The sequence below is a fragment of the Nocardia wallacei genome (assembly GCF_029868745.1).
Taxonomy (GTDB): domain Bacteria; phylum Actinomycetota; class Actinomycetes; order Mycobacteriales; family Mycobacteriaceae; genus Nocardia; species Nocardia wallacei_B.
The window spans coordinates 34,318-59,227 of the sequence record NZ_JARWOP010000323.1; the positions used below are offsets into that span (position 1 = coordinate 34,318).

The following is a 24,910-nucleotide window of genomic DNA, read 5'->3' on the forward strand; positions in this document are numbered from 1 at the left end:
ATCGGAGTAGAGGCTTCGAGGCATCGATGTTTCAGATGAGGACAGATCATGACGATGCCGCCGCTATTTCCGTCGCAGCCGGAGTCTCCGCCGCGTCCGAAGGAGCGCCTGCTGTGGCCGTGGATCCTGTTCGGGGCCACGATTCTCGCGCTCTGCGGGTGTGCTGCGGTGATCAGCGCCGCCGTGGACTTGGCGATCCGGTCATCCGCCGAGAACGCTGCGGCGGCGACTCCCCCCGCGGAGAGCCCCGCGCCCACTCCGGCGGTGCTTATTCCGCCGTTGCCGACCACACCGCAGCCCAAAACCATTACCTACGAAGTCATCTCGAATGCCGGGCTGAATACGGTCGCCTACTTCGACGAGCAGTCCGATCTCGCGAAGGAACCGGGTGTTCGCGCGCCGTGGGTGAAGACCGTGGTGAACAGTTCGGCCGTGACCGTCTCGGGGCTCAGCGCGCAGACCAACGGCACCTCGGTGACGTGCCGGATCACCGTGGACGGGGTGGTGGCGGACGAGCGGACCGCCACGGGCAAGTACGCGGCGGTCAATTGCACGGGGCGGTGAGTTCGCGCGAATTGCCCTGCGCCGGAAGCTCTGTAGGATGAGCGTCTCGCGGTAGACGAAGGAGTGGGGGATGCCGTACGCCGTTGTGGGGGTCGTGACTCTCCTGTTGTGGGTGTATTGCCTGATCGATGTGATCACTGCGCCGGAGAGCGGAATTCGGCAGTTGCCGAAGGCCGGGTGGCTGTTGGTGGTGATCCTGTTGCCGACCGTCGGTGCGCTGCTGTGGTTGTTCATCGGGCGGCCGATCTCCGAGGGCCGTAACACAGCGCCGAGCCGATTCCCCGAATATGACCGGCCCGGACGCTATGTTCCGCAGAATTCGGAGGCGGACGAGGCGTTCCTGCGTGGGCTGCGCGAGCGTGCGGAACAGCAACGCCAGGAAGCGCGGCGACAGGAAGCGGCCAGGCAGGCGGAGATCGACCGGCGTCGCGAAGCCGGCGAGCTTTGATCAGAACGGGTCACCGAGACTCGATTAGCGAGGGCTCTCTACCGGTCCGAGTCGGCTGGGTGGCCAGATCTTGAAGACAGCCCGGCCCCGAACGTCGCTGACGGGGACGGTGCCACCGAACTCGTCGGATGTGTGCGCGCGGGAATCCGCCGAATGGTTTCGGTTGTCGCCCATGACCCATAGATAGCCTTCGGGCACTCGCACGGGACCGAATTCGCGGCCTGCGCCGTAGCTCGCTTTGTAGGCGAGGCCGGGCTGGTACGGGATGTCGTATCGGGCGTAGGGCTCGTCGAGGGCCTTGCCGTCCACGATGATTCGCCCTTGCGGGTCACAACATTCCACCGTCTGCCCGCCCACCGCAACGACGCGCTTGACGAGGTCGTTCTCGTCGGGCGGCACCAGCCCGAAGAACGAGAAGAAGTCTTCCACCGGCCGGACGACAGGGTTGCTCGATCGGCGCGAAGCGTGGTTCTTGTTCCAGGAATCGGTCGGGCCCACGAACACGACCACGTCACCCGGCCGCGTATCGCGGAAGTAGTAGCTCAGCTTCTCGACGAATATGCGATCCCTGGTGCATCCCGCGCAGCCGTGCAGCGTCGTTTCCATCGACTCGGACGGGATGACGTAGGGCCGTCCGATGAGGTGGACGATGACGGCCGCGATCACCGCGGCGATCACCACGAGGAACGGCAGCTCCTGCCAGAACGGCCGCCCGACCTTCTTCGTCACAACCGGCACAGCGCCGCCCTCGTCTGCCACGCCGAACAGAGTAGCCGCACAGACGAAAATCACTTTCACTTAGGAAAGCTAATGAAATATCCTGGTAACAGAGAGATCGACAGCGGAGGAGGGCACGACGCGCAGGGACGAGGACGTGGCTTCGACAGTCGGGATGTTCGCCTCGCTGGCGGTCCGCAACTATCGCTACTATTTCGCCAGTCAGATGGTGTCGAACACCGGCACCTGGATGCAGCGGATCGCGCAGGACTGGCTGGTTCTGAGTCTTACCGGCAGTTCTTTCGCCGTCGGTATCACCACCGCTATGCAGTTTCTGCCGATGCTGCTGTTCGGCCTGTTCGGCGGGGTGATCGCGGACCGCTTCGGCAAGCGGCGGCTGCTGCTTTTCACCCAGAGCGCCATGGGCCTGCTCGCGGGGGCGCTCGCCGTGTTGACGCTCACCGGGATGGTCGAGGTGTGGCACGTCTACCTCTTGGCATTCCTGCTCGGGATGGTCACAGTGGTGGACAATCCGACGCGACAGACGTTCGTCGCGGAGCTGGTCACGCCGGGACAATTGCGGAACGCGGTGAGTTTGAATTCGGCGAACTTCCAGTCCGCGCGGTTGGTCGGCCCGGCGGTGGCCGGTGTGGTGATCGCGGCGGTCGGCACGGGGTGGGCGTTCGCGGTCAATGCCTTGTCGTTCGCGGCGGTGATCGGCAGCCTGCTGATGATGCGGCCCGCGCAGTTGCGGTCGCTGCCGCCGGCGCCGCGCCGGAAGGGGCAGCTGCGGGAAGGGTTGCGATATGTGAGTGCGCGGCCGCAGTTGTTCTGGCCGATCGTGCTGGTCGGCTTCCTCGGGACGTTCGGATTCAATTTCCCCACCGTGCTGTCCGGCTACGCCTACAACGTCTTCCACGTCGACGCGGGAATGTACGGCCTGCTCAATACGGCGCTGGCGGCCGGGTCGTTGCTCGGCGCGCTGCTGGCGGCGCGGCGGACCCAGGTGCGGCTGCGCATGCTGGTGATGACGGCGGTCGGCTTCGGCGTGCTCGAGGCGGTGACCGCGTTCGCGCCGGAGTACTGGCTGTTCACGGCGATGCTGACGCTCGTGGGCCTGCTCGGGCTGACGTTCAACACATCGAGCAACTCGATGGTGCAACTGGCCACCGAGCCCACCGTGCGAGGCCGCGTCATGGCGCTCTACATGATGGTGTTCACCGGCGGCACCCCGATCGGCGGCCCCATCGTCGGCTGGATCACCGAGCAATTCGGCCCGCGCATCGGCCTGTTCGCCTGCGGCACCGTCTCCGCCGCCGCCGCGCTCGTCGTCGCCTTGATCCTCGCCCGAGTAGGCCGCCTACGCCTCCAACTAACCCGCCGCGGAGTAGCCTTCGTCCCCCGCGAACCCCTGACCGCGCTCGTCTGACAATCGGGCGTAGAGCCGAAATACTTTGGCGCGGTGATCTTGGTGGCCAGTTCGCTGTTGCTGCCCTGGGGGCGGGGCGAGTTGTGGGATCGGGCGGGGTCGGGTGATCGTGGCCCGGACCAGTAATCTCTCTGGGCATGGCACGGGATGAGCGCGGTGTGACCGCCCAGAGTGAGGACTTCGCTGCCTGGTACAACGAGGTGGTCTTCAAGGCCGGACTCGTCGACCGGGGACCTGCCAAGGGCACCATGGTCATTCGACCGTACGGGTATCGGTTGTGGGAGCAGTTGCAGGCCGAGCTGGATCGGCGGATCAAGGCGACCGGTCACGAGAACGCCTACTTCCCGCTGCTGATCCCGGAGAGCTACCTGAGCCGGGAAGCCGAACACGTGGAAGGGTTTTCGCCCGAACTGGCGGTGGTCACCCACGCCGGCGGCAAGGATCTCGAAGAGTCGCTGGTGGTGCGGCCGACGTCGGAGACGATCATCGGCGAGATGATGGCCAAGTGGATCAGCTCGCACCGGGATCTGCCGCTGCTGCTGAACCAGTGGTCGAACGTGGTGCGGTGGGAGCTGCGCCCGCGAATGTTCCTGCGTACCACCGAATTCCTGTGGCAGGAGGGCCACACGGCACACGCCGACGCGGCCGACGCGCACCGGGAGACGAAGCTCGCGCTCGACATCTATCACGAGGTGGCGCGCGATCTGGCCGCGATGCCGGTGATTCCGGGCGAGAAGACGCCGGGCGAACGGTTCGCGGGCGCGGTGTCGACGTTCACCATCGAGGGCATGATGCGCGACGGCCGCGCCCTGCAGGCGGGCACCTCGCACTACATGGGCACCAATTTCGCCACGGCCTTCGACATCCGATACACCAGCGACGCCGGTCGAGACGAGTTGTGCCACACCACCTCCTGGGGCATGAGCACCCGCATGATCGGCGGCATCGTGATGACCCACGGCGACGACAAGGGCCTGGTCTTCCCGCCGCGACTGGCGCCGTACCAGGCGGTGATCGTTCCGATCACGCGCGGCGGCAACACCGCGGTCGAGGAGGCGGCCGACGAGCTGGCCCGCCGCCTGCGGGCCGCCGGGGTGCGTACGCACGTCGACGCCCGCCCGCAGCTGAGCCCCGGGTTCAAGTACAACGAGTGGGAGATGCGCGGCGTCCCGGTCCGGCTCGAACTGGGACCCCGGGATCTGGAAGCCGGGACGGCGATGCTGGTGCGGCGGCTCGGCGGCGAGGGCAAACAGGCCGTGCCGATCGATACTCTGCCGGAGGTCCTGCCCGGCATCCTGGAAGAATTCCAGGCCTTCCTGCTCGCCCGCGCCACCGAATTCCGCGACAGCCACACCCGAACAGTCGTCAGCTGGGACGATTTCGCGGACGCCGTGTCGACCGGCTGGGCCCTGGCGCTGCATTGCGGCACACCCGCTTGCGAGGACGACATCAAGTCCGGCACCGCCGCCACCCCGCGATGCATCCCGCTGGACGGCGAACCGGCGACGGGCGCCTGCGTCCGCTGCGGCGCGCCGTCCACTTACGGTAAACGGGTGATCTTCGGCCGGGCCTACTGAGACAGATGCCGCGCGACCTGGTGACATAGGTGGTCTGCATCACAGGTTGACCAGATCTGACGCGCTCGAGTAACGTCGCGGCAGTGGCTACGAAGCAGGGCGCCCGGGCCAGGCGCCACTACGGCGGTCGCACCGCCGAAGAGCGGGCCGGACAACGACGGGAACGACTGTTGCAGGCCGCGCTCGAATTATTCGGAACCCAGGGGTATTCGGCCACCAGCATCGAGCAGTTGTGTTCCGCGGCAAGCATTTCCACGCGCAGCTTCTACGAGGAAATGAGCAGCCGTGAGCAGCTGCTGATCGCCCTGGCGGACGACCTCATCGGCCGCGCGGTCGCCGCCGGGCTGGCCGAGATCGACGCCGCGGCCGAACTGCCCCTGGCCGAGCGAATCGCCCGCGGGGTTCGCGCGTATCTCCAGATCACCTGCCGCACACCTGGTTCGGCGCGGGTGTGTTACATCGAGGTGGTCGGGGTCAGCGATGCCGTGGAGCGGTGGCGGGCCGAGTGGCGCAAGCGGATCGGCGCGCTGTTGCAGGGTGAGGCCGAACGCGCGGTGTGGCCCCGCCCCGGGCGGGCGCCGGGGGGGCCCGCGGGGGGGCGGGGGGGGGGGGGGGGGGGGGGGCACTACGGGCTGTTCGCGATCTCGGTGATGGGCGCGGTGAACTCGCTGGCCCAGGAACTCGCCCGGCACGACCCGGAATCGCCTCTCACACTGGACGATATCTGTGCCGAGATCGGCACGCTGATCGGCGCCGGGGTCGCCTGAACCCGGCGGCGGTTCAGCTCACCCAGGGCGGGGTGAACCGGCTCCCGTCGGCGAGTTCACCGGAGAAGCCGACCGGCACACTCACCATCAGCACGGCCGGCGACTCGCCGAGATTGTCGACCCGGATGCGAGCGCCGGCCGGGACGACGGCGGCGTCACCGGCCGACAACCGTTCTGCCGCATCATCGATCGCGAGCACGATCTCGCCCGCCAGCACCACGAACACCTCCTCGCGCAGCACGCGATGCGGCTCCCCGGCCGTGCCGGCGGCCACCTCGAGCTGCCAGACGCACAGCTCGGTGCTGCCGGTGCCGGGCCGGGCGTAGGAAATGAAGCGGGCGTTGTGCATTTCGTGGACATCGGCCTCGGCGGCACGGACGACAGGCATCGGACAACTCCTCTTTAGTCAACTTTCTTGACTATATAGTCAAGCTGCTTGACCTATCTGTCAAGTGCCAAGATGCAACCATGCCGACCCGAGCCGCCGCACCCGCCCAGGATCTGCCCATGCTGCTGCTCGCGGCCGCCGCGGAGGTCACCGACGCCGTGCACGCCGCGGTGGCCGCGGCCGGATTCGACGATGTGCGTCCCACTCACGGTTTCGCCTTCGCCCGCATGGCGCCCGACGGCGCGACGGCCGGCGAGATCGCCGAACACCTCGGCGTCACCAAACAGGCCGCGAGTCAATTGGTCGAGGAATTGGTGAACAAGGGCTACGCGCAACGCAATCCGCATCCGCGCGACGCCCGCTCCCGGCTCATCACCCTCACCGCGCGCGGGTGGGCGGCGACCCGGGCCGCCGACGCCGCGGCCGCCGAATTCACCGCGCGATGGGAAGCCGCACTCGGCAGGGAGCGGACCGCCGGCCTGCGCGACGCGCTGGCGCGGGTGGTGGCGCCGGGCAGGGTCCGGCCCTCGGCATGGTGAGCGACTAGGATCGACGCCACCGTCCCCGCGATACGAGTCCGCCATGCCCGACTACGCACACACCGACCACGCCGCCAAGGGCCGCGCCGACAAGGCGCGCCGCCTCGCCGCCTACCTCTGGCAGCGCGGCATCACCGGCGCCGACCTGCTCGCCCTGCCCGCGGCGACCCGGCGCAAACTCGCCCGCGCCGCCGACACCAATCCGCCCGGCACCGACGAGACCTGGGCCATGGTCGCGCGCCTGCTCGACGAGAAGGACGACTGGGCCGCCCGCCACCCCGAGCATCCCGCGGCGCGGCGCGCACACCGCGACGAGAAGATCCTGTGGGTGAAGCCGCCCGTGAAGCCGTGGACCGCACCCGAGCCGGGGCCTTGACATCAAGAAATGAACAGGGGTTCACTCCTTGATGTGGCACCCGACTACGAGCACCATTCCGGCACCCGCCCCGCGGCCTGGCGCGACGACGCGACCAGCGGCGACGATTCGCCGTACACCGGCCTCCCCGCGCCGGACGCCGATATCGCCTACCGCACGCTGACCTACGAGGTGACCGGCCGCATCGCGCGAATCACCTTCGACCGGCCCGAGCAGGGCAACGCGATCACCGCCGACACCCCGATCGAGCTGGCTCACGCGGTCGAGCGCGCGGATCTGGATCCGCGCGTGCACGTCATGGTGGTATCCGGCCGCGGCAAGGGCTTCTGCGGCGGTTACGACCTGTCGATCTTCGCCGAGGGCGGGTTCTCCCCCACCGGCGCGGCCCAGCCCACCACCGGCACCGTGCTCGACCCCGCCGTGCAGGCCCGCAACCACAACCCCTGGGGCACTTGGGATCCCATGGTCGACTATCAGATGATGAGCCGGTTCAACCGCGGCTTCGCCAGCCTGCTGCACGCGAACAAGCCGGTCGTCGCCAAACTGCACGGCTTCGCCATCGCCGGCGGAACCGACATCGCCCTGTTCGCCGACCAGATCATCTGCGCCGACGACACCAAGATCGGCTATCCGCCCACCCGGGTCTGGGGCATTCCCGCCGCGGGCATGTGGGCGCATCGGCTCGGCGATCAGCGCGCCAAGCGACTCCTGTTCACCGGCGACTGCCTGACGGGCAAGCAGGCCGTCGAGTGGGGCCTGGCGGTCGAGTCCTGTCCGGCCGCGGAACTCGACGAGCGTACCGAGCAACTGCTGCAACGGATCTCACGCGTCCCGATCAATCAGCTGATCATGGCGAAGCTGGCACTCAACAGCGCGCTGCTGGCGCAGGGCGTGACGAACTCGGGCATGGTCAGCACGGTCTTCGACGGCATCTCCCGGCACACCCGCGAGGGCTACGCCTTCCAATTGCGTTCGGCGACAGTGGGCTTCCGCGAGGCCGTGCGCGAGCGGGACGAGCCGTTCGGCGACTGGAAGCGGGCGCAGTTCGAGAAGGGTTCGAGCGCAGGCGAATAGACTCCGCGCCACCGGACGACCCTGGTCAGCCGAGATCGATATCCGTGCTGTGCTCGGCCTCGCGCACGACCTTCTCGGCCAGGGAGCGGACCGCCTTCGCCTCGTCCTCGGTCATGTCGTCGATGAACAGCCGCCGCACCAGCTCGACGTGATGGGGGGCGGCTTTTTCGAGGGCTCGGCGGCCCGCCTCGGTCAGCCGCACCAGGACGCCGCGCGCGTCGTCGGCGGCCGGGGTGCGCGATACCAGGCCGCGATTGTCCATCCGGCCCAGATGCTTCGACAGGCGGCTCTTGTCCCAGCAGATCTCGGCGGCCAGTTCCTTGGCCCGCAGACAGCCGCCGGGGGCCGCCGACAGCGCCACCAGGATCTCGTAGTCGGACATCGACAGGCCGTCGCGGGCCAGCCCGGCCGCCATCGCCGCGTCCAGGCGCTGCCGCATCCGGATGTACGCGGACCATGTCGCCTGTTCCGCGTCGCCGAGCCATCGCACCATGGAATGATCCTAACCGGCGTTTGGTTGACATGGACACCAACCCGCCGAGGAGGTCCCGATGCCCGCCATCACCGTCGACAACATTCTGGTACTGCCGCGGCTGCCCCGACCGGACGGCACCGCGCGGCAGCGGCCGGTCCGCGGCATCAGCACGGCACACCGCCAGCGCGAGGGCGCCGGTTTCGAGGTGCGCCGCCCGTTCCCGAGCGCGGAACTGCGCCAGGCCGACCCGTTCATCCTGCTGGATCAGATGGGCCCGGTCGCCTACGAGCCCTATGAGGCCAAGGGTGCGCCCTGGCATCCGCATCGCGGCTTCGAGACCGTCACCTACATGCTCGACGGCACGATGGTGCACCACGACTCGAACGGCGGCGGCGGTGTCATCAGCGAGGGCGACACCCAGTGGATGACGGCCGGCTCCGGCATCCTGCACGACGAACTACCCGCCGAGGAACTGGTGATCTCCGGCGGCGTCTTCCACGGCATCCAGCTCTGGGTGAACCTGCCGCGGGCGCAGAAGATGGCCCCACCGCGCTATCAGGATCTGCGCGCGAGCGAGCTGACGCTGGTCAGTTCGCACGACGGCGGCGCGCTGGTGCGGGTCATCGCGGGCGAGATCGGCGGCTTCGCGGGCCCCGGTGCCACTCACACCCCGATCGCGTACGCGCACGCCTCCCTCAGCCCCGGCGGGCGCCTGGAAACGCCCTGGCCGCAAGAGTTCTCGGCGATGGCGTACGTGCTGGGCGGCAGCGGCACGGCCGGTGCGGAGAGCCGCCCGCTCACCGAGGGACAGCTCGCTGTGTTCGGGCACGGCGACGCGCTCACCCTGACCGCCGACGCCGACCAGCACACCCCGTCCGGGGATCTGGAGGTCCTGCTGCTCGGCGGGGCGCCGATCCGCGAGCCCGTGGTGCAATACGGTCCGTTCGTGATGAACTCGCGCAGCGAAATCATCGAGGCCATCGAGGATTTCGAGGCGGGCCGGATGGGGCACATTCCGGCGGAGCACGTGACCGGGCGACGGCTGGGCGAGTAAGCGGCTCTCGGCCGCCCAGTTGACAACTGGCCGAGCCATCAGAACAGTAGACTCCGCGGATCCCGGCCCGGCCCCGCGGGGAGTGCCGACCGGCCCCGTCTCAGACGACCCATCAGACATCGAGGAATACATGAACGTTCGCAGGCTAATCGTGACCGCCGGCGCGGGACTGATCACCCTCGCGGCCCCGATCACCCTCTCCACCTCGGCCTCGGCCGAGGGTTTCGTACCCTCCGGCTCGGCCGGAACCGGCTCCTCCGGCATCGACGATGCCATCGGCGCCACCGGATCCGCGGGACTCGCCCAGACCGGTTCGGCCGGTGGCACATTCAAGAACTGCGACGAGGCCCGCGCCGCGGGTCGCGCGCCGCTGTTCCGCGGCGAGCCCGGCTACTCCCCGCACCTGGACCCCGACGGCACCGGAATGGCCTGCCCGACCGTCTGAACGGCTCCCAGAGCGGCACTCGCGTCAACGACGACACCCGGTGTGGCACGCTGCCACACCGGGTGTCGTGTGTCCGGGCTCAGCGCCGGAAGACCTTCACCAGCACCAGCAGCAGCACCAGCGCGCCCGCACCGATCAGGCTGTACTTCACCTTCGGTTCGTTGACCTTCGCGACCACGGCGTGTTTGGTGTTGTCGGCGATCCGCTGCGGGTCCGCCCGCACCGCGAGTTCGTCGAGTGTGTTCGCGAGCCGATTGCGCGCGGCTTCGATCTCCCGCTCGATGCCCTCGGTTTCCTTCGCCACAAGTGTCTCCTGAAATATTCGTCGTCGGTCGTGCGTCGCTAGGGGACGAGTCTATCCGGCGCGGGGAAGTCGTCGCCGTTGTCACCGCCGTCGATTACCGTGCTTGGACATGACCGAGAACCGACTCAGTCCCGGCGATACCGCGCCGGAATTCACCCTTCCCGACGCCGACGGCAAGGAGGTGTCCCTCGCCGACTACCGCGGCCGGAAGGTGATCGTCTACTTCTACCCCGCCGCCAGCACGCCGGGGTGCACCAAGCAGGCCTGCGACTTCCGCGACAACCTGGCCGAACTCGGCGGCGCGGGCATCGACGTCATCGGCATCTCCCCCGACAAGCCGGCCAAGCTGGCCAAGTTCCGCGACAACGAGAAGCTCACCTTCCCGCTGCTCTCCGACCCCGACCGCGAGGTGCTCGAGGCCTGGGGCGCGTTCGGCGAGAAGACGATGTACGGCAAGAAGATCACCGGCGTGCTCCGCTCCACCTTCCTGGTCGACGAGGACGGCAAGATCGCCCTGGCCCAGTACAACGTGCGCGCCACCGGGCACGTGGCGAAGCTCCGCCGCGATCTTTCGGTGTAGACCGGCCGGAACGACGACGGCCCGGGACGTGCTGCCCCGGGCCGTTTCGCTGTTCATACGCGCGGCATCAGCTGGGCCGCCCACTGGACCATCATGCGCCAGTGGTTGTCCCACCACTTTCCGAATTCCTCGGTGCCGAACTGGGGCGGCGCGGTCTCGCCCGGGAACAGCAGCGAGCCGTTGGGTGCGCCGACCTGGACGGTGGGCGCCGGAATCACCGAGGACGAGCCCATGGCCGCCGGCTCCGCATCGGAGTGATGCAGGAGCGGCTGTCCCTCCGAGACCTCGGAATCGGCGGGCTCGGAATCGAATTGGCGTATCCCGAGCCGGTCGGAATCGCATGGTCGCCAGTTCACGGCGGCCGGGTCGACGGTGATGATCTCGGGATCGGGCTCCGAGCCGGCGGATTCGTCGCTCCCGCGCAGGGCATCCCGCCGCTGCATGGGATGCGCGCTCGGGACCGTGCGGTGTGTCTGGGCCGCTATGCGGGCATCGGTCAGCTCGGAGTCGGTGCGCGACTTGCCTGTCGCGTGGTAGGCGCCGCCGACGACCAGCCCGCCCGCCAGCACGCTCGCCGCCGCGAACACCGCCGTGGCGCCGCGGGACACCCGGGCGCGGGGGCCGCTCTCCGCCGTGTCGGACAACTCCGGCTGCGCCACCAGCGCGGCGCCGATCGCCGACCCGGCCGCGGCCACCTTGCACGGCACGATCGACGCGCCGAAGCCGGTGCCCAGCGCCGACGCGACGGCGGCATCGCCGGCTGCGGAGCCGATCAGTACCACCGCGTCGGGGTCGACACCGGCCGCCTCGAACTGGTCCCACGCGGCGGTGACCGCGGGCCGCATCGTCTCGCGGGTGACCGCGCCGCCCGCCGCCGTCAGGCCCGCCACCACCCGGTCGCGGCCCGGGGAGATCAGCGAGAAGCCTTGATAGCCGGGTACCACCTCGCAGATGACCAGGTGATCGAAGCCGTCGACCCAGGTCATGGCGCGGGCCAGGGCCAGATGCGCGGACTTGGCGGACACCAGCGACGCCGTGCGCCACGGGCTCGAGGCCAGACCGGTGACGATCGCGCGGCGCTCGGCCGCGTCGCGGTAGGTGACCGCCGCACCGGCGGCCTCGTAGTCGGCGCCGAGTTCGGCGTCCAGATCCTCCAGCGCCGTTTCGACCGCGTGGGCCAGGTCGTGCTTGCCGTCGCCGCGGATGCGCTGGGTGCGATGGTGCAGGATTCGCTCCGGCAAACTGTCCGGGCCGCTGCGGAGCGCCACCGCCTGCACGGCGCCGCGCTCGGTGGAAACGCCGAATGTCACCACTAATCGAGCCACTACTGATCAGCCTTCCGCCTGGTCGATGGACGCTCACTCGGTTATGTGTTCGTCACCACATCTGGTACGGATGGGTTATGAACGGCAACCAAACCGGACTCAGTCGGTGCCGCCGCGTGTCATCAGCGTGTCGCTACCGCTAGCCTGGTGACGTGGTGGAAGCGCGCACGGCAACGAGGTCGAACCGACGTGCGGACCCCGCGTTGGAGTTGCAAGACGACCCGCGGGAACTCATGCCCCGGCGCCGGCCCACGCAGGAACGCAGCAAGCGCAAGTTCGACGCCCTCCTGCAGGCCTCGCGGGAGCTGCTGGTGGAGGTCGGGTTCGAATCGTTCACCTGCGAAGAGGTCGCGGCACGCGCCGAGGTCCCGATCGGGACGCTGTACCAGTTCTTCGCCAACAAATACGTCATCGTGTGCGAACTCAACCGGCAGGACCTGGTCGCCGTATCGCAGGAGCTGGCCGACTTCCACGGCGAGATCCCCTCGATGGACTGGCTGCGCCACATGAACAAGCTCGTCGACCACCTGGCCGACCTGTGGATGACCGACCCGTCCCGCCGCGAGGTCTGGCTGGCCATGCAGTCCACCCCCTCCACCCGGGCCACCGGCGCCATCCACGAAAAGGAGTTCGCCGAGGCCGTGCAGCAGATGCTGCGCCCCCTGATGCCCCGCACCCCCCGCGCCCGCCGCTCCATGATGGCCCAGGTCCTGGTCCACGTCGTCTACTCGATGATGAACTTCTCCGTCCAGGACGGCCTCAGCCACGAAGCCGCCGTAGCCGAACTCAAGCGCCTCATGGTCGCGTATCTACTGGTGGCGGAAAAGGAATCCCGCACGGGCGGCCAACGCGACGAGTAGATCGGGACCGCTCAGGAGTTGATGAGGTCTGCCAGTTCGCCCGGGTCTTCCAGGACGACCATGGCGGCGGCGGTGTCGCCGTCGTGGGTGAGGGAGAGGTGGACTCGGACTCGGGGGAGGAATTCGGCGGCGAGGCCGTGCAGTTTGATGCTGGGGCGGCCCCAGGCGTCGTTGACCACCTCGATGAGGGGGTACGGGTTGTCGCCGATCTGGGGGCTGCGGGCGAAACGCGATGAGGCCCAAGCCTTCAGCACCGCTTCCTTCGCCGCCCAGCGGGCCGCGTAGCTGCGCGCGGGGTCGGTGCCCTTGCTCTCGCAGTAGCGGCGCTCCCCCGCGGTGAAGCTCTCCCGGAGCATGGTGGTTCCGGCCCGCTTCAACTGTTCGGCGAACTCGGAAATGGTCACCAGGTCCAGCCCGATCCCCAAGATGGTCACAGCGTCGCAGCTCCTCAACCGTCTGTGCACCGCGGCGACCGCGTCACCGCCGTTCGTTCAATGAACTCGAACACGACGACCGCCGCTCGTGACGAGCGATCACCGATTCGGCTGCAACATACCAGCGCGGCAGCCGTTCCCCGGGGACAACGAGAGACGGAACCGCGGGGATTTCCGTCTCCGGGCGAAGTGACGAAACCGCTGCCGCGAATATGCCTGCGCGGCAGCGGTTTCCGTCAGTTCACCATCAACGGCAGGCGGGCCCGCCGTCGGCGACGTAGGTGCCGTCCTGCGCCAGGCGAGCCTGGGGCGAGAGCAGCATGTCGGCCTCCAGCTGCCGGATCTGCCCGGACGGAGTGCCGTCCGCGCCCAGCCGGCGATCGGCGGGGCGCTCGTACAGCGGGGCGCCGCCGCACATGGCCTCGACGAACCGCTGCCGTCCCGCCAGCTGCCGCTCCTCGGCCCGGCGCAGGTACTCCTCGCGCCGCTGCGGGTCGATGGCCTGGACGAACGCCTGCGGGTGCACGACCGCCAGCAGCCCGGACACGTGGCCGAAGCCGAGCGAGGTGACCAGACCGGCCTTGAGCGCGAACCGATCTCCGAAGCGCAGCGGCTCCCGCACCCACACCAGGTGCGGGTACTCCTGCATCTTTTCGTCGACACAGTCCAGGCTGCGGTTCGGCGGGATCACGCCCTGCTCCAGCACCTGGCAGAGCCCGATCAGCTGGAAGGCCGCCGCGCCGCCCTTGGCGTGGCCGGTGAGCGACTTCTGCGAGATCACGAACAGCGGATTGCCCTCGGACCGGCCCAGCGCGCCCGCGAGCCGCTCGTGCAGCTCCGACTCGTTGGGATCGTTTGCGGCCGTGGAGGTGTCGTGCTTGGACAGCACCGCGATGTCGTCCGGCCCGACGCCCAGCTTCCGCAGTTCGGCCGCCAGTCGCGACTGAGCGCCGCCCCGGCCCGCGCCCAGCGCACCGAGTCCGGGAGCCGGAATCGAGGTGTGCACGCCGTCGGCGAACGACTGCGCGTAGGCCACCACGCCCAGCACCGGCAGCCCGGCCTCCAGCGCGATGTCGCCGCGAGCCAGCAACACCGTTCCGCCGCCCTGAGATTCGACGAACCCGCCGCGGCGGCGGTCGTTGGCCCGGGAGAAGTAGCGGTCGCTGATGCCCTTGGCGCTCATCGCGGCCGAATCCGCAGTGGCCGACATGTCGCCGAAGCCGACGATGCCCTCGATGCCGAGATCGTCGTACCCACCGGCGACCACGACATCGGCCTTGCCGAGGCGGATCTTGTCCACGCCCTCCTCGACCGACACGGCCGCGGTCGCGCACGCCGCGACCGGGTGGATCATCCCGCCGTAGCTGCCGATGTAGGACTGAACCACGTGTGCCAGAGCGACATTCGGCAGCGCTTCCTGCAGGATGTCGTTGGCGCGCGGCTCGCCCAGCAGGTTGTCGATGTACAGCGACCGCATGGAGGACATGCCGCCCATGCCGGTGCCCTGGGTGTTGGCCACCAGCGAGGGGTGCACCCAGCTCATCAACTCCGCGGGGCTGAACCCGGCGGACAGGAACGCGTCCACGGTGCAGACGATGTTCCACAGCGCCACCCGGTCCACCGAACTCGCCATATCCGGCGAGATGCCCCACTTGGTCGGGTCCCAGCCCTGCGGGATCTGGCCGCCCACGGTGCGCGACAGCTTCGCCTTGCGCGGGACGCGGATCTCGGTGCCCGCCTGGCGAGTCACCTGCCAGTCGCCGGAATCCGGCACCGGCGCGACGACCGTGTGCTCGGGGTCGGCGGCCTGGAAGGCGCGCGCCTCGGCCTCGCTGGTGACCACGAACGACAGGTCCTTGTCCAGGAACACCGAGGTGAGCAGCGGCGAGGTGTTGTCGATCATGGCGCCGTCGTCGCCGTAGCGGCGCACGCCGCAACGTTCCACGACCGTGTCGTGGTAGCGCTCGGCCACCTCCGACTCGTCCACGTACTCACCGGATTCGGTGTCGTACCAGCCCGGCTTGGGCTCGTTCTCCCAGGTCACCAGGCCGGTGGTCCACGCCAGCTCCAGCACGCCGGCCGCCGACAGCTCGTCGGAGACCTCCATCTCGAAGCGGGTGCGGGCCGAGCCGTACGGGCCGAGTTCACCGGCGCCGACGATGACCACCATGTCGGCGAGATCGGCTGTCACCGGACCCCATTCGGGCACCGGCAGCGCCGAGGTCAGCGTCGGCGGGGTGGGCAGGGCGGCGATGGTGCGCTCGGCGGCCTCGAGTTCGACTGCGGCAGCGTCGGTTTCGGCGTTCTCCGCCTCCTTGGCCAGCGCGGGCAGGTCGAGCTTGGCGCGGGCCAGGCCGCCGGTCAGGTCGATCTGCTGCGGTCCGGACGTGGTGACCACGCGGGCCCGGCTGGTGCACCACTTCAGCAGCTCGTCGGCGATCTCCGTCGTCGACCAGGTCTGCACACCGGCCCGCTCGACCGCCGCGACCAGCGGATCGTTGTGGCCCATCAGCCCGGTGCCGCGCACCCAGCCGATCAGCGCGTGCACCAGGGTGACCCGCTGCGACCACGACTTCTCGACCCGCCACTTGGCGACCACGGCGTCCAGCGCGGCCTTCGACTCGCCGTACGCGCCGTCACCGCCGAAGATGCCGCGGTTGGGCGAACCCGGCAGCACCACATGCAGTTTCGCGTCCACGTCGTGGTCGGCGCCGAGGCCGGACAGACCGCCGATGAGGCGCTCCACCGACCACAGCAGCACCCGCATCTCCATCTCCGCGCGGGCGCCGGCGTCGGCCAGGTCGCCCGCCACCCGCGGGGCCGCGAACGGCAGCAGCAGCGTCGGCGTCATCGCGGGCTTGACGAGAACCTTTGCGCCACCGGCATTGTCGGTCTGCTCGTTACCGACCCAGTCGATCAGCGCGTCGATGTCGGCGTAGGACGCCATGTTGGCGGGCACCACCCACAGCGCGGCGCCGTGCCGGGCGTTCTCGCGGTAGAGCCGCTTGTAGAACCCGAGCCGGTAATCATCGAGCTTGGAGGTGGTGACGATGACCGTCGCGCCGCCACCGAGCAGACGTCCGGCGGCCGCGGCCGCGATGGAACCCCTACTCGCACCGGTGATCACGGCGATATCCGAGGACCAGGCTCCGGCCTCGTCGGCGTCCAGGGCCGCCTCGGCGATCCGCTCGTAGACGCCGGCGAGCACCGAGCGCGCCTCCGACATCGCCCGCTGCCGCCACCAGTTCGCCTGCGCCGCAACGGTTTCGCCCGCGCCGACGAAGGTGTCGACCGGCAGCTCGCCGAGGTCGGCGTCGTCGCCGAGCCACAGGCGCGCGAGATCCTCGCGTGCGGTGGCCCAGCGGTCGTCGATCAGTACCGCCTTGCGGCCGTCGAAGGCGGGGGCGACCAGCCGCGGCCAGTCCGAACCGAGTTCGGCGGACACCAGGTCGACCAGCGAGTCGTCGGATGCCTCCGGCGCGGACACCTGCTCCGCGAGGCCCAGCTGCTCCAGCACGACGCGGGCGGCGGTGGCCAGCACGCCGTCGCGGCCGGTGATCTGCTCGGTGAACTCACCCAGCGCGGCGGCGTCGACGGTCGCGCCGCCGCCGCCACCGGCGGCGGGCAGCGAGACGCTCACCCCGCGCCGGGCCGCCACCGACTGCACGGCGGCGTCGATCGCGGCATCCACCGCGGCGGCGTCGCCGAGCGCGCCGGAGACCAGGCCGCCCAGGTCGCCACCGCGTACGCTGGCGCCCTCGCGGGTGCCCAGCGAGACCTCGGCGGTGACGTGGTGGGCCCAGCCGTCACCGAGTTCCCAGACCTTCTTCACGCGGTCGGCGATGGCCGCCGGGCGCTTGCCGGAGGGGCCGAACACCTTGCGCAGGTGGTCGCCGACGGCGTCGGAGAGCACCGAGCCGAACGGCTTGTAGGTGCGGGCCAGCCGCTCCACGGTCGCCGCGAGGGCGCCCATGTCGGCGTCGGCGGCGCCGTCGATGGCGCCCAGCGACAGCTCCGAGCCGAGGTCGACCAGCAGCTGGTTGCGCCGCGAGGAGACGCCGTCGCACAGGCTCTCGATGGTGTCCACCGGCCCGATCTGGTCCAGGCGCAGCTTGGTCCACAGGGCGATCAGCACGCGGGTCGCGTCGGCGGCAGTGAACGGGATGTCGTCGGGACGCGGGCCACCGGAGGCAGCGACCGGAGCGGGAGCCGCGGCGGCCGGAGCGGCGGCAGCGGCCGGAGCCTGTTCGGCCACAACCTCTTCCGGCTCCTCCACGGGCGCCGGGTCGGTGTCGGTGGAGTACACCACGCCGGCCTCGCGCTCGATATTGAGCACCTCGACCTTGGCGGTGGCGAACTGCGGCAGCTTCAACGTGTTGGTGGCCAGGTTCGCCACGGTCGGCGTGGCGGCCAGACCGATCTCGACGAAGCGCTCCACCCCGAGCCCGCCCTCGGCCGGGTCGCCGAACAGCAGGTCCTGGGTCTCGATCCAGCGCACCGGGCTGGCGAACTGCCAGGCCAGCAGCTCGATCAGCACCACCCGGCACAGCTCGGTCGGGCGCGCGGACCAGTCGTCCCAGTCGGCCAGCACCCGGGCCAGCGGCTCGGAGGGCACCAGATCGGCGATCTCGGCGAGGAACTCGCGCTCCAGCGAGAACGGCCGCGGCACCAGGTTCGGAATGTAGCGTCCCGCAAGGATTTCGGGGTGCAGATTCTCCGGCAGCAGGTCCTCGAGCTTCTGCCGGAACTCCGGCACGCCCTTGCGCAGCACGGTCGAATGGAACGGCACGTCGATGCCGGGCACCAGCACGAAGGCCCGCTTGCCGCCGAATTCCGCACGGCGGCGCTCGATCTCGGCCTCCAGCTCCTCGAGGCCCTTGACCGTGCCGGCGATCGCGTACTGCGAGCCGCGCAGGTTCAGGTTGACGACCTCGAGGAATTCTCCGGCGCGAGCGCCGATTTCCGCGACGAAGTCGATGACCTCGGCGTCGGGCAGCCCGATCTGCGACGGGCGGATGGCGGCCATCCGATAGTCGCTGCGGCCCTGGGCATCCCGCGGCACCAGCTCGTGCATGGCAGAGCCGCGCTGGAACACCACCTCGAGCACGGCCTCCAGCGGCAGCACCCCGGCGACGGCGGCGAGCGCGTTGTACTCACCGACCGAGTGCCCGGCCAGCATCGCGCCCTCGACGAAAGCCCCGGCCTCGCGCAGCTCCGCCACCTGGGCGACGCCCAGGGTCGCCATCGCGACCTGGGTGAACTGCGTCAGGTGCAGCACGCCCTGCGGGTGGCGGTATTCCACGCCGCGGGCCTTGAGGTAGGTCGGGTTGTCGCGCACCACGGCGAGGATGGAGAAGCCCAGCGCCTCGCGGGTGTGCTTGTCGGCGCGGTCCCACACCTCCTTGGCCGCCTTGGAACGCGAGCGAGCATCCAGGCCCATCCCCTTGGACTGGATGCCCTGACCGGGGAAGGCGTACACGGTCTTGGGCGCGGCGAGCCGGCCGGTGCCGGTCATCACCAGGTCACCGGCGGCGCGGCAGGAGACCTCGATGATCTCGCTGCCCTCATCGACGGCGACCCGCTCGACCCGCACGTCGATCTCGGCGCCCGGCCGCACCATGCCCAGGAAGCGGGTGGTCCACGCGGTCAGAGTCCGTGCGGGAACCGGGGATTCGGGGTCCACGGCCGACACCGCGTGCTGCGCGGCGGCCGACAGCCACATGCCGTGCACGATCGGGCTGCCCAGCCCGGCCAGCTTGGCGGCGTTGTCGCTGGTGTGGATGGGGTTGTGGTCGCCGGAGACCGCGGCGAACGCGGCCATGGCGCGCGGCGCGACCATGGTGAGATCGCGGCGGCGACGCCGCGGGGTGTCGGTGGCTGAGTCGGAGACGGCGCCTCCGGCACGCGGCGGATCGGTGAGTTCACCGCCGCCGGTGCGGCCGCGAATCGCGAAGCGCTCCACCAGCTTCGCCACGGTCGGGGTCTCGAGACCGTGGTCGCGCATCACGCCGACGGTGACATTCACCTCCACGACGCGGCCCAGATCGGTGTCGAGCACCGACGCGGACTCCGCGCGCACGCTGAGAACCGCTGCGCTGTCGGGCAATTCACCCACCAGCTCGATCCGGTGATCGAGGTGCACCAGATCCAGCATGCCCTCGATGACGGCGGCGCCGTCCTCGGTGCGGCCGGCGCCGAGCACCGCGAAGACGGCGGGCCAGCAGGCGCCCACCAGCACGTCCGGCACGGTGCGGCCGATGGTGCTCAGGGTCGGCGGCAGTCCGGAGCCCGTGACACCGGCGTGGTCGGCGATCAGATCCGGGGTCCAGGCCGTGTTGACATGCGCGACGTGCGTGCCGTCGGCGGACTTGACCTCCGGCAGCGACTGCCCGGCGGCGACCGCCAGCAGCGCCGACATGGCGGCCTCGGCGTCGTCCTCGGTGATGACCGGCGCGCCGCCGTTGTAGACCGAGGCGGGCACGGTGATGCGGATCCGCACCGCGTCGCGGCCCAGCAGCGGCACCGAAAGCTCCACGTACGCATGGTCGTTCGTGGGTCCCTCGGTGGCGCTCAGCGTCGCGCCGGTCGGCGGGTGCTTCGCGCCCTTGCCGTTCATGGTCCACTCGCTCAGGTCACCGAGGCGGTGGATCGGGTTGACCGTGGTGCGCCCGGCCCACTGCACATCCGGTGCGGCGAGCACGATGTCGAGCGCGCCCGCGGCGACCTCGACGCGGCGGCGGCCGTCGACCGCCTTCGGCGTCACGCCGTCACGCATCAGCGCGTAGGCGGTGTTCTGCTCGAACCGGTCCAGCAGTTCGCCCACCGGCTCGTCGACGCGGGTGATACCGGCGACGGACACGGTGCCCGGGATGACGCAGACCTGGTCGGCGGCGTAGCGCGGATCGTGCGCCTGCCACAGCGAATCCGAGCGCCACCAGCGCCGCACGTCCTGGTCGACGACGGGCACGAAGTTCACCGGCTTGCCCGGGGTCTTGCACAGCGAGACGAAGAACGGCACGTCGGCCGGGTGCAGCACGGTGTTCGCGCTGGCCGGGTACTGCTCGCGCAGCGCGCAGATCGCCTGCACCGGCTGCTCGAACGCGTCGTCGTCGCCGAACAGCGTCGGGATCTCGCCGCGGTCGGCGGGGTGCAGCCGAGATTCGGTGCGGCGCATCATCTCCGCGAACCGGTCGCGCCAGGTGATGTCCAGCCACACCGAGCGGGTGGCGTCGGCGATGGCGTCGCCCAGGTCGCTGCCGCAGTCGAAGTCCTTGCGGCGGTCCAGTCCGACCGCGAGTTCGACGTAGCGCTCCAGCCACTCCAGGTAGGTCATGGTGGCGACGTCGCCGAAATACGGCTTGGCCGTGCTGTTCAGCGCCTCGATGATCTCCGCGCGCCGCTCGGCGACGGCGTCGGCGTCCCCGGCGACCTCGTCCAGCAGTCGTCCGGTGCGCGAGGCCGAGTTGTCGATCTCGTGGATGTCGGCGCCCAATTGGCTACGGCCCGAAGCCATTCCGCCGACCGCCGTACCCGCGCCCACCCAGTCGGGGGTGCCGGGGGTATCGACCAGCAGCTGCTTCACCTCGGGAGCGGTGGTGGCCTCCAGCGTCGCCATGGCGGCGGTGCCGACCAGGACGCCGTCCAGCGGCATGGCCGGATAGCCGTGCGCCACAGACCATTCGCCGGTGAGGTACTCGGTGGAGCGCTCGGGTGTGCCGATGCCGCCGCCGACACAGACCACCACGTTGGCGCGATTGCGCAGCTCGGCGTAGGTCTCCAGCAGCAGGTCGTCGAGGTCCTCCCAGGAGTGGTGGCCACCGGCCTTGCCGCCCTCGATGTGCATGATCACCGGGTAGTCCCCGACCGCGTCCGCGATTCGCAGCACCGCGCGGATCTGCGCGACGGTGCCGGGCTTGAACGCGACATGGGTGATGCCGACCTCGGAGAGTTCCTCGATCAGCGCCACGGCCTCGTCGAGCTCCGGGATACCCGCGGTGACGATCACGCCGTCGATCGGTGCGCCCGCGGACCGGGCCCGCTGCACCAGCCGCTTGCCGCCCAGCTGCAGCTTCCACAGGTAAGGGTCCAGGAACAGCGAGTTGAACTGCACCGCGCGGCCAGGGTGCAGCAATGTCTGCAGTTCGGCCACCCGGTCGGTGAAGATCTGCTCGGTCACCTGGCCGCCACCGGCGAGTTCGGCCCAGTGGCCCGCATTGGCCGCGGCCGCAACGATTTTCGCGTCGACCGTGGTCGGGGTCATGCCCGCCAGCAGGATCGGCGAACGGCCGGTAAGCCGGGTGAAGGACGTCTCGACCACAACGCGGCCGTTGGGCAGGCGAATCGGCTCGGGCGCGAACGCCGACCACGCCGGGGGCACCTCGGGCGCGGCGCCCGGCGTGAACAGGGCGCGCTGCCCCGGACGAGTCGCGACCGGAACGGCGCCGACGCCGGTGCCCTTCAGCGAGCCCTGGGTCAGACGGGTGAGCAGGTCGCCCGGGCCCAGATCCAGGATCCAGTGCGCGGCAGCCGAAACCACCCCGTCGACGATCTCCACCCAGTCCACCGGGTCGACCAGGATCGCGCGCGTCAGCTCCGCGGCCAGCGCGGTGTCGATGTCGCACTGCTCGGCCCACGCAGTAACCAGCTCGACGGTGTCCGCCAGCGCCGGGTGGTGGAACGCCACCTCGACCTCGACATCCTCGAACACCGGCGCGAACACGGCGCCGCCACGCTTCTTGGCGTCGCGGTCGCGGGTCTGCTCGTCATGGATCTGCGCGCAGCGCTGCCGCACCCGGTCCAGCTGAGACACGGTGCCCGACAGCACCACTCGCCGCCGTCCATTGCGAATCGACACCACCGCGGCGATATTCGGGTCCACGCCCTGCGAGACCTCGGCCACCACGGCCCGCAGCTGGTCCGGGTCGACATTGGACACCGCGACCATCGGCGACTTCGCGCCCACGGGAATCAATCCGCGACGGCGCGCCACCAGAGTCGCGGCGGCGCCGATCAATTGGGCCAGGGCGAGCAGTTCGGCGTCGCGCGCGCCGTGCGACTCGGCGGCCTTGGCGGCGAGCAGGCCCTGCGAGTGCCCGACCACCGCGACCGGCGCGTGCTCGGCCGGGTCCAGCCCCTGCAGCCGCAGCGCGCGCAGCGCCGCCGCCTGCGCCAGGAACACGCCCGGCATGGAGACCGCGGCCGACCGCAGCACCTGCTCCGACGGCGCGGCCGACACCTCGCCCTGATCGAGGTCGGCGAGGTCGTCCTCCAGCATCCACCCGATCGGGTCGAAGCCGACGGGCCGCACCACCAGCAGCTGCGCCGCCACCGGCTCCAGCGCGGCCGCGGCCTCGTTCACCAGGGCGGTCAGTTCCGGCTCCAGCGCGCTGTCGCGCCCGATCTCCTCCAGCTCGCCCAGCCATTGCGCGCCCTGCCCCCCGAAGGCCAGCGCGTACGTCTCCCCGGCCAGCAGCCGATCCAGCAGTGACGACTTGATCGCCGTATCCGAAGCTCCCCCAACAATCTTGGCGTTCGATCCGGTCTCGGTGCTCTCGTTGATCGTCAAGACGTTCGACTTCCTTACTCGTGGCGGCCGGTCCCTCGTGGGGGCCGCTGTCCATGCGCAGGTGTCCCTCGCCCCTGAGGACCTGATGAAATCCGAGGATCGCATAAATCATGAGGAAATCCTCACGTTTGCCGTCCGGTCACGGCCGCTACCGCCCAGTATTTCGGTACGTCCGTACAAGAACACCGCCAAACATGACCCTCCCTCATGTTTGAACCCGCTGGTGGAGCCGGTTACACCGCCGTAGGAAAGTTGAGGGTCCCTCACATTGCCCGTTACTCGATTGTTATAATCGCAGGTCGTGTTACTCGTGGGTACGAAACGCCCCGGGGGAACTTCATGATGGCGGTCAAGCCCGGTAGAGTTTGGACGGTCGTACCATCACGCGCGAGTGGCGGAATTGGCAGACGCGCTGGATTTAGGTTCCAGTGTCCTAGGACGTAGGGGTTCAAGTCCCCTCTCGCGCACAGATTCCCGGCAACCCTGCCGGACCTGCGTGCCGCGTGTTCGAGCGCTCGTCATATCTGGCTGCGGCGTAGGTGCTGTTGGAGTGCTGCGTGCCGGAATTGGCAGGCGCACTACTCGCCGTCCACTGGGCCGACCGCCACCCCGACCGAGCCCTCGACATCGTCGGCGTCGACGGCCCCTACCTTGGCCCCGCAACCCGAACCTGAAAATCAGCGCCAGAGTCGCCAGCGACCACGGCAAAATCCTGCGCAACGACTCCCCCACCGTCGCCAACGCCGTCCGCGAAATCACCGCCCTCCTCGACCACAAAGCAAGCTGAGTTCGGCGAAACCCCGTCGATGGCCCGGTTACCGACTGGGTTGCGGTACGTTGACGTTGCAATCCTCGATCCTCGGGTTCATGCCGAGGTAGTTGAGTGGTCCGGCGATAATGGTGACCGCGATGGTTCCGGCGCCCGCGCAGTTGGTCGGGGCGGTGTTGTAGTAGTCGCGTTGCGCGCCGGCGATGACACCGGCCATCAGCCACACGAACACCAGGATCATCACAAGGCTGGTCGTCCTGGATCGGCGGCCTGTCCGCATTCTCCGGCCGTTGGCTGCGAGATTTCTCATCGTTGTCGCTCCGTTGTATTGAGTTGTGGTGGTTATTCGAGCCGATCTCGCCAGCTCGGGTTGGTGCGGATGTGCCGTGAGCCGCCGGCGTTTTCGTTGAGGTCGCGGCTCGCGGCGTTGTCCTCCGGATGCGACCGGCGCAACAGCTGTCGCGCGGCGAAACTGTGACCGCGGCCGCCGCCACCCGGCACTCGGCCGTTCATGGCGGCCATGGCGATGACTCCGACGACGACAGCGCCGATGAGGATTCCGATGATCAGGGCGATGATGACGAGCATGTCGAGCTCTCGGTTCTATTGAAGTCCTTCCAGTACACGCCGACGAGCACCCAATGTCAACACTGTAGGTCTACACTCGGACAAATGGGCGAACGGCTGTGGCACGACAACGACATCGCAAGACGGACAACCCGCCGCCCGCGGCACACGATCGCGGGAATCGCATGGACCCTGGGATTCGCGTACCTGGTCGTCGAGTTCGTCACCGCGTTCTTCTGGAAGAGCGACTACAGCTTCCGCCACGACACCATCAGCGATCTCGGCATCACCGCATGTACGCCCAACATGTGCTCACCACTGCACCTGCTCATGAACGCCGCCTTCGTGGCGCTCGGGCTGCTGACCATCGTCGGCGCGATCGGATTCCGCGACTATCTTCCGCACGGGCACCGCCAATGGTGGATCGTCGCCCTCGCCGTCGTCATCGGCCTGAGCACCGCGGCCACCGGCGTGGTCCCCTCCGACAACGGCATCGTCGTGCACGGCCTAGCTGTACTGACCTGAGAGGTTGGGAATGCGGCTGGCTGGTGGGTGTCCGTCGAGTGCGGTGTGGCCGCGGTGGTGATTGTAGGTGTGTAGCCAGTCGGTGAACGCAGCGCGGCGCTCTGTCTCGGACCGGTAGGGGCGGGCGT

General features: G+C 69.4%; 22 protein-coding genes, 1 tRNA gene and 1 pseudogene. 14 read left to right on the forward strand and 10 right to left on the reverse strand.

What is annotated here, in order from left to right; genetic code table 11:
• Positions 1 to 48 precede the first annotated feature (48 nt).
• Positions 49 to 564, forward strand: coding sequence for an MmpS family transport accessory protein (locus QH470_RS30420; RefSeq protein WP_425302813.1), 516 nt, complete (start codon positions 49 to 51; stop codon positions 562 to 564).
• A 70-nt stretch (positions 565 to 634) separates the two neighbouring features.
• Positions 635 to 1,012: a PLD nuclease N-terminal domain-containing protein gene (locus QH470_RS30425; RefSeq protein ID WP_280275813.1), complete on the forward strand. Its 378-nt coding sequence runs from the start codon at positions 635 to 637 to the stop codon at positions 1,010 to 1,012.
• Positions 1,013 to 1,036: 24 nt separating this feature from the next.
• Here the strand turns inward: QH470_RS30425 and lepB are convergent, their stop codons facing one another.
• The gene (gene lepB / locus QH470_RS30430; RefSeq protein WP_280275814.1) at positions 1,037 to 1,771 is read right to left on the reverse strand and encodes a signal peptidase I; all 735 of its coding nucleotides are present in this window, start codon (positions 1,769 to 1,771) and stop codon (positions 1,037 to 1,039) included.
• A gap of 115 nt (positions 1,772 to 1,886) precedes the next feature.
• On the opposite strand from lepB, the gene QH470_RS30435 reads away from it, so the two are divergent.
• The 3 genes from QH470_RS30435 to QH470_RS30445 all read left to right on the forward strand — a co-directional run bounded on the left by QH470_RS30435 (position 1,887) and on the right by QH470_RS30445 (position 5,502).
• Positions 1,887 to 3,158, forward strand: coding sequence for an MFS transporter (locus QH470_RS30435; protein WP_280275815.1), 1,272 nt, complete (start codon positions 1,887 to 1,889; stop codon positions 3,156 to 3,158).
• A gap of 137 nt (positions 3,159 to 3,295) precedes the next feature.
• On the forward strand, positions 3,296 to 4,735 hold the full coding sequence (proS, locus tag QH470_RS30440) for a proline--tRNA ligase (protein WP_280275816.1): 1,440 nt from the start codon (positions 3,296 to 3,298) through the stop codon (positions 4,733 to 4,735).
• 83 nt (positions 4,736 to 4,818) lie between these two features.
• Entirely contained in the window at positions 4,819 to 5,502 is a 684-nt protein-coding gene (locus QH470_RS30445; RefSeq protein WP_280275817.1) for a TetR/AcrR family transcriptional regulator, read from the forward strand.
• Between the two features lie 13 nt (positions 5,503 to 5,515).
• On the opposite strand, the gene QH470_RS30450 is transcribed toward QH470_RS30445, so the two are convergent.
• The gene (locus QH470_RS30450; RefSeq protein ID WP_280275818.1) at positions 5,516 to 5,890 is read right to left on the reverse strand and encodes a cupin domain-containing protein; all 375 of its coding nucleotides are present in this window, start codon (positions 5,888 to 5,890) and stop codon (positions 5,516 to 5,518) included.
• Between the two features lie 80 nt (positions 5,891 to 5,970).
• Between QH470_RS30450 and QH470_RS30455 the strand changes: the two genes are divergently transcribed.
• Genes QH470_RS30455 through QH470_RS30465 form a run of 3 tightly spaced genes read left to right on the forward strand, consistent with a single transcriptional unit; the run spans position 5,971 to position 7,879 of the window.
• Positions 5,971 to 6,429 carry a MarR family winged helix-turn-helix transcriptional regulator gene (locus tag QH470_RS30455; RefSeq protein ID WP_280275819.1) on the forward strand — a complete coding sequence of 153 codons (459 nt, stop codon included), beginning with the start codon at positions 5,971 to 5,973 and terminating at the stop codon, positions 6,427 to 6,429.
• A gap of 43 nt (positions 6,430 to 6,472) precedes the next feature.
• Positions 6,473 to 6,805: a hypothetical protein gene (locus tag QH470_RS30460; RefSeq protein WP_280275820.1), complete on the forward strand. Its 333-nt coding sequence runs from the start codon at positions 6,473 to 6,475 to the stop codon at positions 6,803 to 6,805.
• A 33-nt stretch (positions 6,806 to 6,838) separates the two neighbouring features.
• Positions 6,839 to 7,879, forward strand: a complete 1,041-nt coding sequence (locus tag QH470_RS30465; RefSeq protein ID WP_280275821.1) for a crotonase/enoyl-CoA hydratase family protein — start codon at positions 6,839 to 6,841, stop codon at positions 7,877 to 7,879.
• A 25-nt stretch (positions 7,880 to 7,904) separates the two neighbouring features.
• On the opposite strand, the gene QH470_RS30470 is transcribed toward QH470_RS30465, so the two are convergent.
• Entirely contained in the window at positions 7,905 to 8,372 is a 468-nt protein-coding gene (locus QH470_RS30470; protein ID WP_280275822.1) for a MarR family winged helix-turn-helix transcriptional regulator, read from the reverse strand.
• Between the two features lie 58 nt (positions 8,373 to 8,430).
• Here QH470_RS30470 and QH470_RS30475 point away from each other — a divergent pair, with 58 nt between their 5' ends.
• Both QH470_RS30475 and QH470_RS30480 read left to right on the forward strand, forming a co-directional pair.
• A complete protein-coding gene (locus QH470_RS30475; RefSeq protein WP_280275823.1) occupies positions 8,431 to 9,408 on the forward strand; it encodes a pirin family protein in 978 nt (325 codons plus the stop codon).
• Positions 9,409 to 9,538: 130 nt separating this feature from the next.
• Positions 9,539 to 9,853, forward strand: a complete 315-nt coding sequence (locus QH470_RS30480) for an excalibur calcium-binding domain-containing protein (RefSeq protein WP_280275824.1) — start codon at positions 9,539 to 9,541, stop codon at positions 9,851 to 9,853.
• Positions 9,854 to 9,932: 79 nt separating this feature from the next.
• Here the strand turns inward: QH470_RS30480 and QH470_RS30485 are convergent, their stop codons facing one another.
• Entirely contained in the window at positions 9,933 to 10,157 is a 225-nt protein-coding gene (locus tag QH470_RS30485; protein WP_280275825.1) for a DUF3618 domain-containing protein, read from the reverse strand.
• Positions 10,158 to 10,266: 109 nt separating this feature from the next.
• Between QH470_RS30485 and bcp the strand changes: the two genes are divergently transcribed.
• Positions 10,267 to 10,737, forward strand: coding sequence for a thioredoxin-dependent thiol peroxidase (gene bcp, locus QH470_RS30490; protein WP_280275826.1), 471 nt, complete (start codon positions 10,267 to 10,269; stop codon positions 10,735 to 10,737).
• 53 nt (positions 10,738 to 10,790) lie between these two features.
• On the opposite strand, the gene QH470_RS30495 is transcribed toward bcp, so the two are convergent.
• Positions 10,791 to 12,047 (reverse strand): DUF7159 family protein, encoded by a 1,257-nt coding sequence (locus QH470_RS30495; RefSeq protein WP_280275827.1) that lies wholly within the window; start codon positions 12,045 to 12,047, stop codon positions 10,791 to 10,793.
• 248 nt (positions 12,048 to 12,295) lie between these two features.
• Here QH470_RS30495 and QH470_RS30500 point away from each other — a divergent pair, with 248 nt between their 5' ends.
• Positions 12,296 to 12,922 (forward strand): TetR/AcrR family transcriptional regulator, encoded by a 627-nt coding sequence (locus QH470_RS30500; protein ID WP_400183004.1) that lies wholly within the window; start codon positions 12,296 to 12,298, stop codon positions 12,920 to 12,922.
• A gap of 11 nt (positions 12,923 to 12,933) precedes the next feature.
• Here the strand turns inward: QH470_RS30500 and acpS are convergent, their stop codons facing one another.
• Together acpS and QH470_RS30510 are read right to left on the reverse strand one after the other, a co-directional pair.
• A complete protein-coding gene (gene acpS, locus QH470_RS30505) occupies positions 12,934 to 13,356 on the reverse strand; it encodes a holo-ACP synthase AcpS (protein ID WP_187684751.1) in 423 nt (140 codons plus the stop codon).
• Between the two features lie 247 nt (positions 13,357 to 13,603).
• The gene (locus tag QH470_RS30510) at positions 13,604 to 22,921 is read right to left on the reverse strand and encodes a type I polyketide synthase (protein WP_280275829.1); all 9,318 of its coding nucleotides are present in this window, start codon (positions 22,919 to 22,921) and stop codon (positions 13,604 to 13,606) included.
• A 385-nt stretch (positions 22,922 to 23,306) separates the two neighbouring features.
• Here QH470_RS30510 and QH470_RS30515 point away from each other — a divergent pair.
• Positions 23,307 to 23,388: transfer RNA gene (locus QH470_RS30515), tRNA-Leu, on the forward strand.
• 348 nt (positions 23,389 to 23,736) lie between these two features.
• Here the strand turns inward: QH470_RS30515 and QH470_RS30520 are convergent.
• Positions 23,737 to 24,000, reverse strand: a complete 264-nt coding sequence (locus QH470_RS30520) for a hypothetical protein (RefSeq protein ID WP_280275830.1) — start codon at positions 23,998 to 24,000, stop codon at positions 23,737 to 23,739.
• A 32-nt stretch (positions 24,001 to 24,032) separates the two neighbouring features.
• Positions 24,033 to 24,278: a hypothetical protein gene (locus QH470_RS30525; RefSeq protein ID WP_280275831.1), complete on the reverse strand. Its 246-nt coding sequence runs from the start codon at positions 24,276 to 24,278 to the stop codon at positions 24,033 to 24,035.
• An 84-nt stretch (positions 24,279 to 24,362) separates the two neighbouring features.
• On the opposite strand from QH470_RS30525, the gene QH470_RS30530 reads away from it, so the two are divergent.
• Positions 24,363 to 24,782, forward strand: coding sequence for a DUF998 domain-containing protein (locus tag QH470_RS30530; RefSeq protein WP_280275832.1), 420 nt, complete (start codon positions 24,363 to 24,365; stop codon positions 24,780 to 24,782).
• On the opposite strand, the pseudogene QH470_RS30535 reads toward QH470_RS30530, so the two are convergent.
• Positions 24,765 to 24,910 (reverse strand): annotated as a pseudogene (locus QH470_RS30535) (IS481 family transposase); the annotation flags it as partial. The gene QH470_RS30530 and the pseudogene QH470_RS30535 overlap by 18 nt on opposite strands.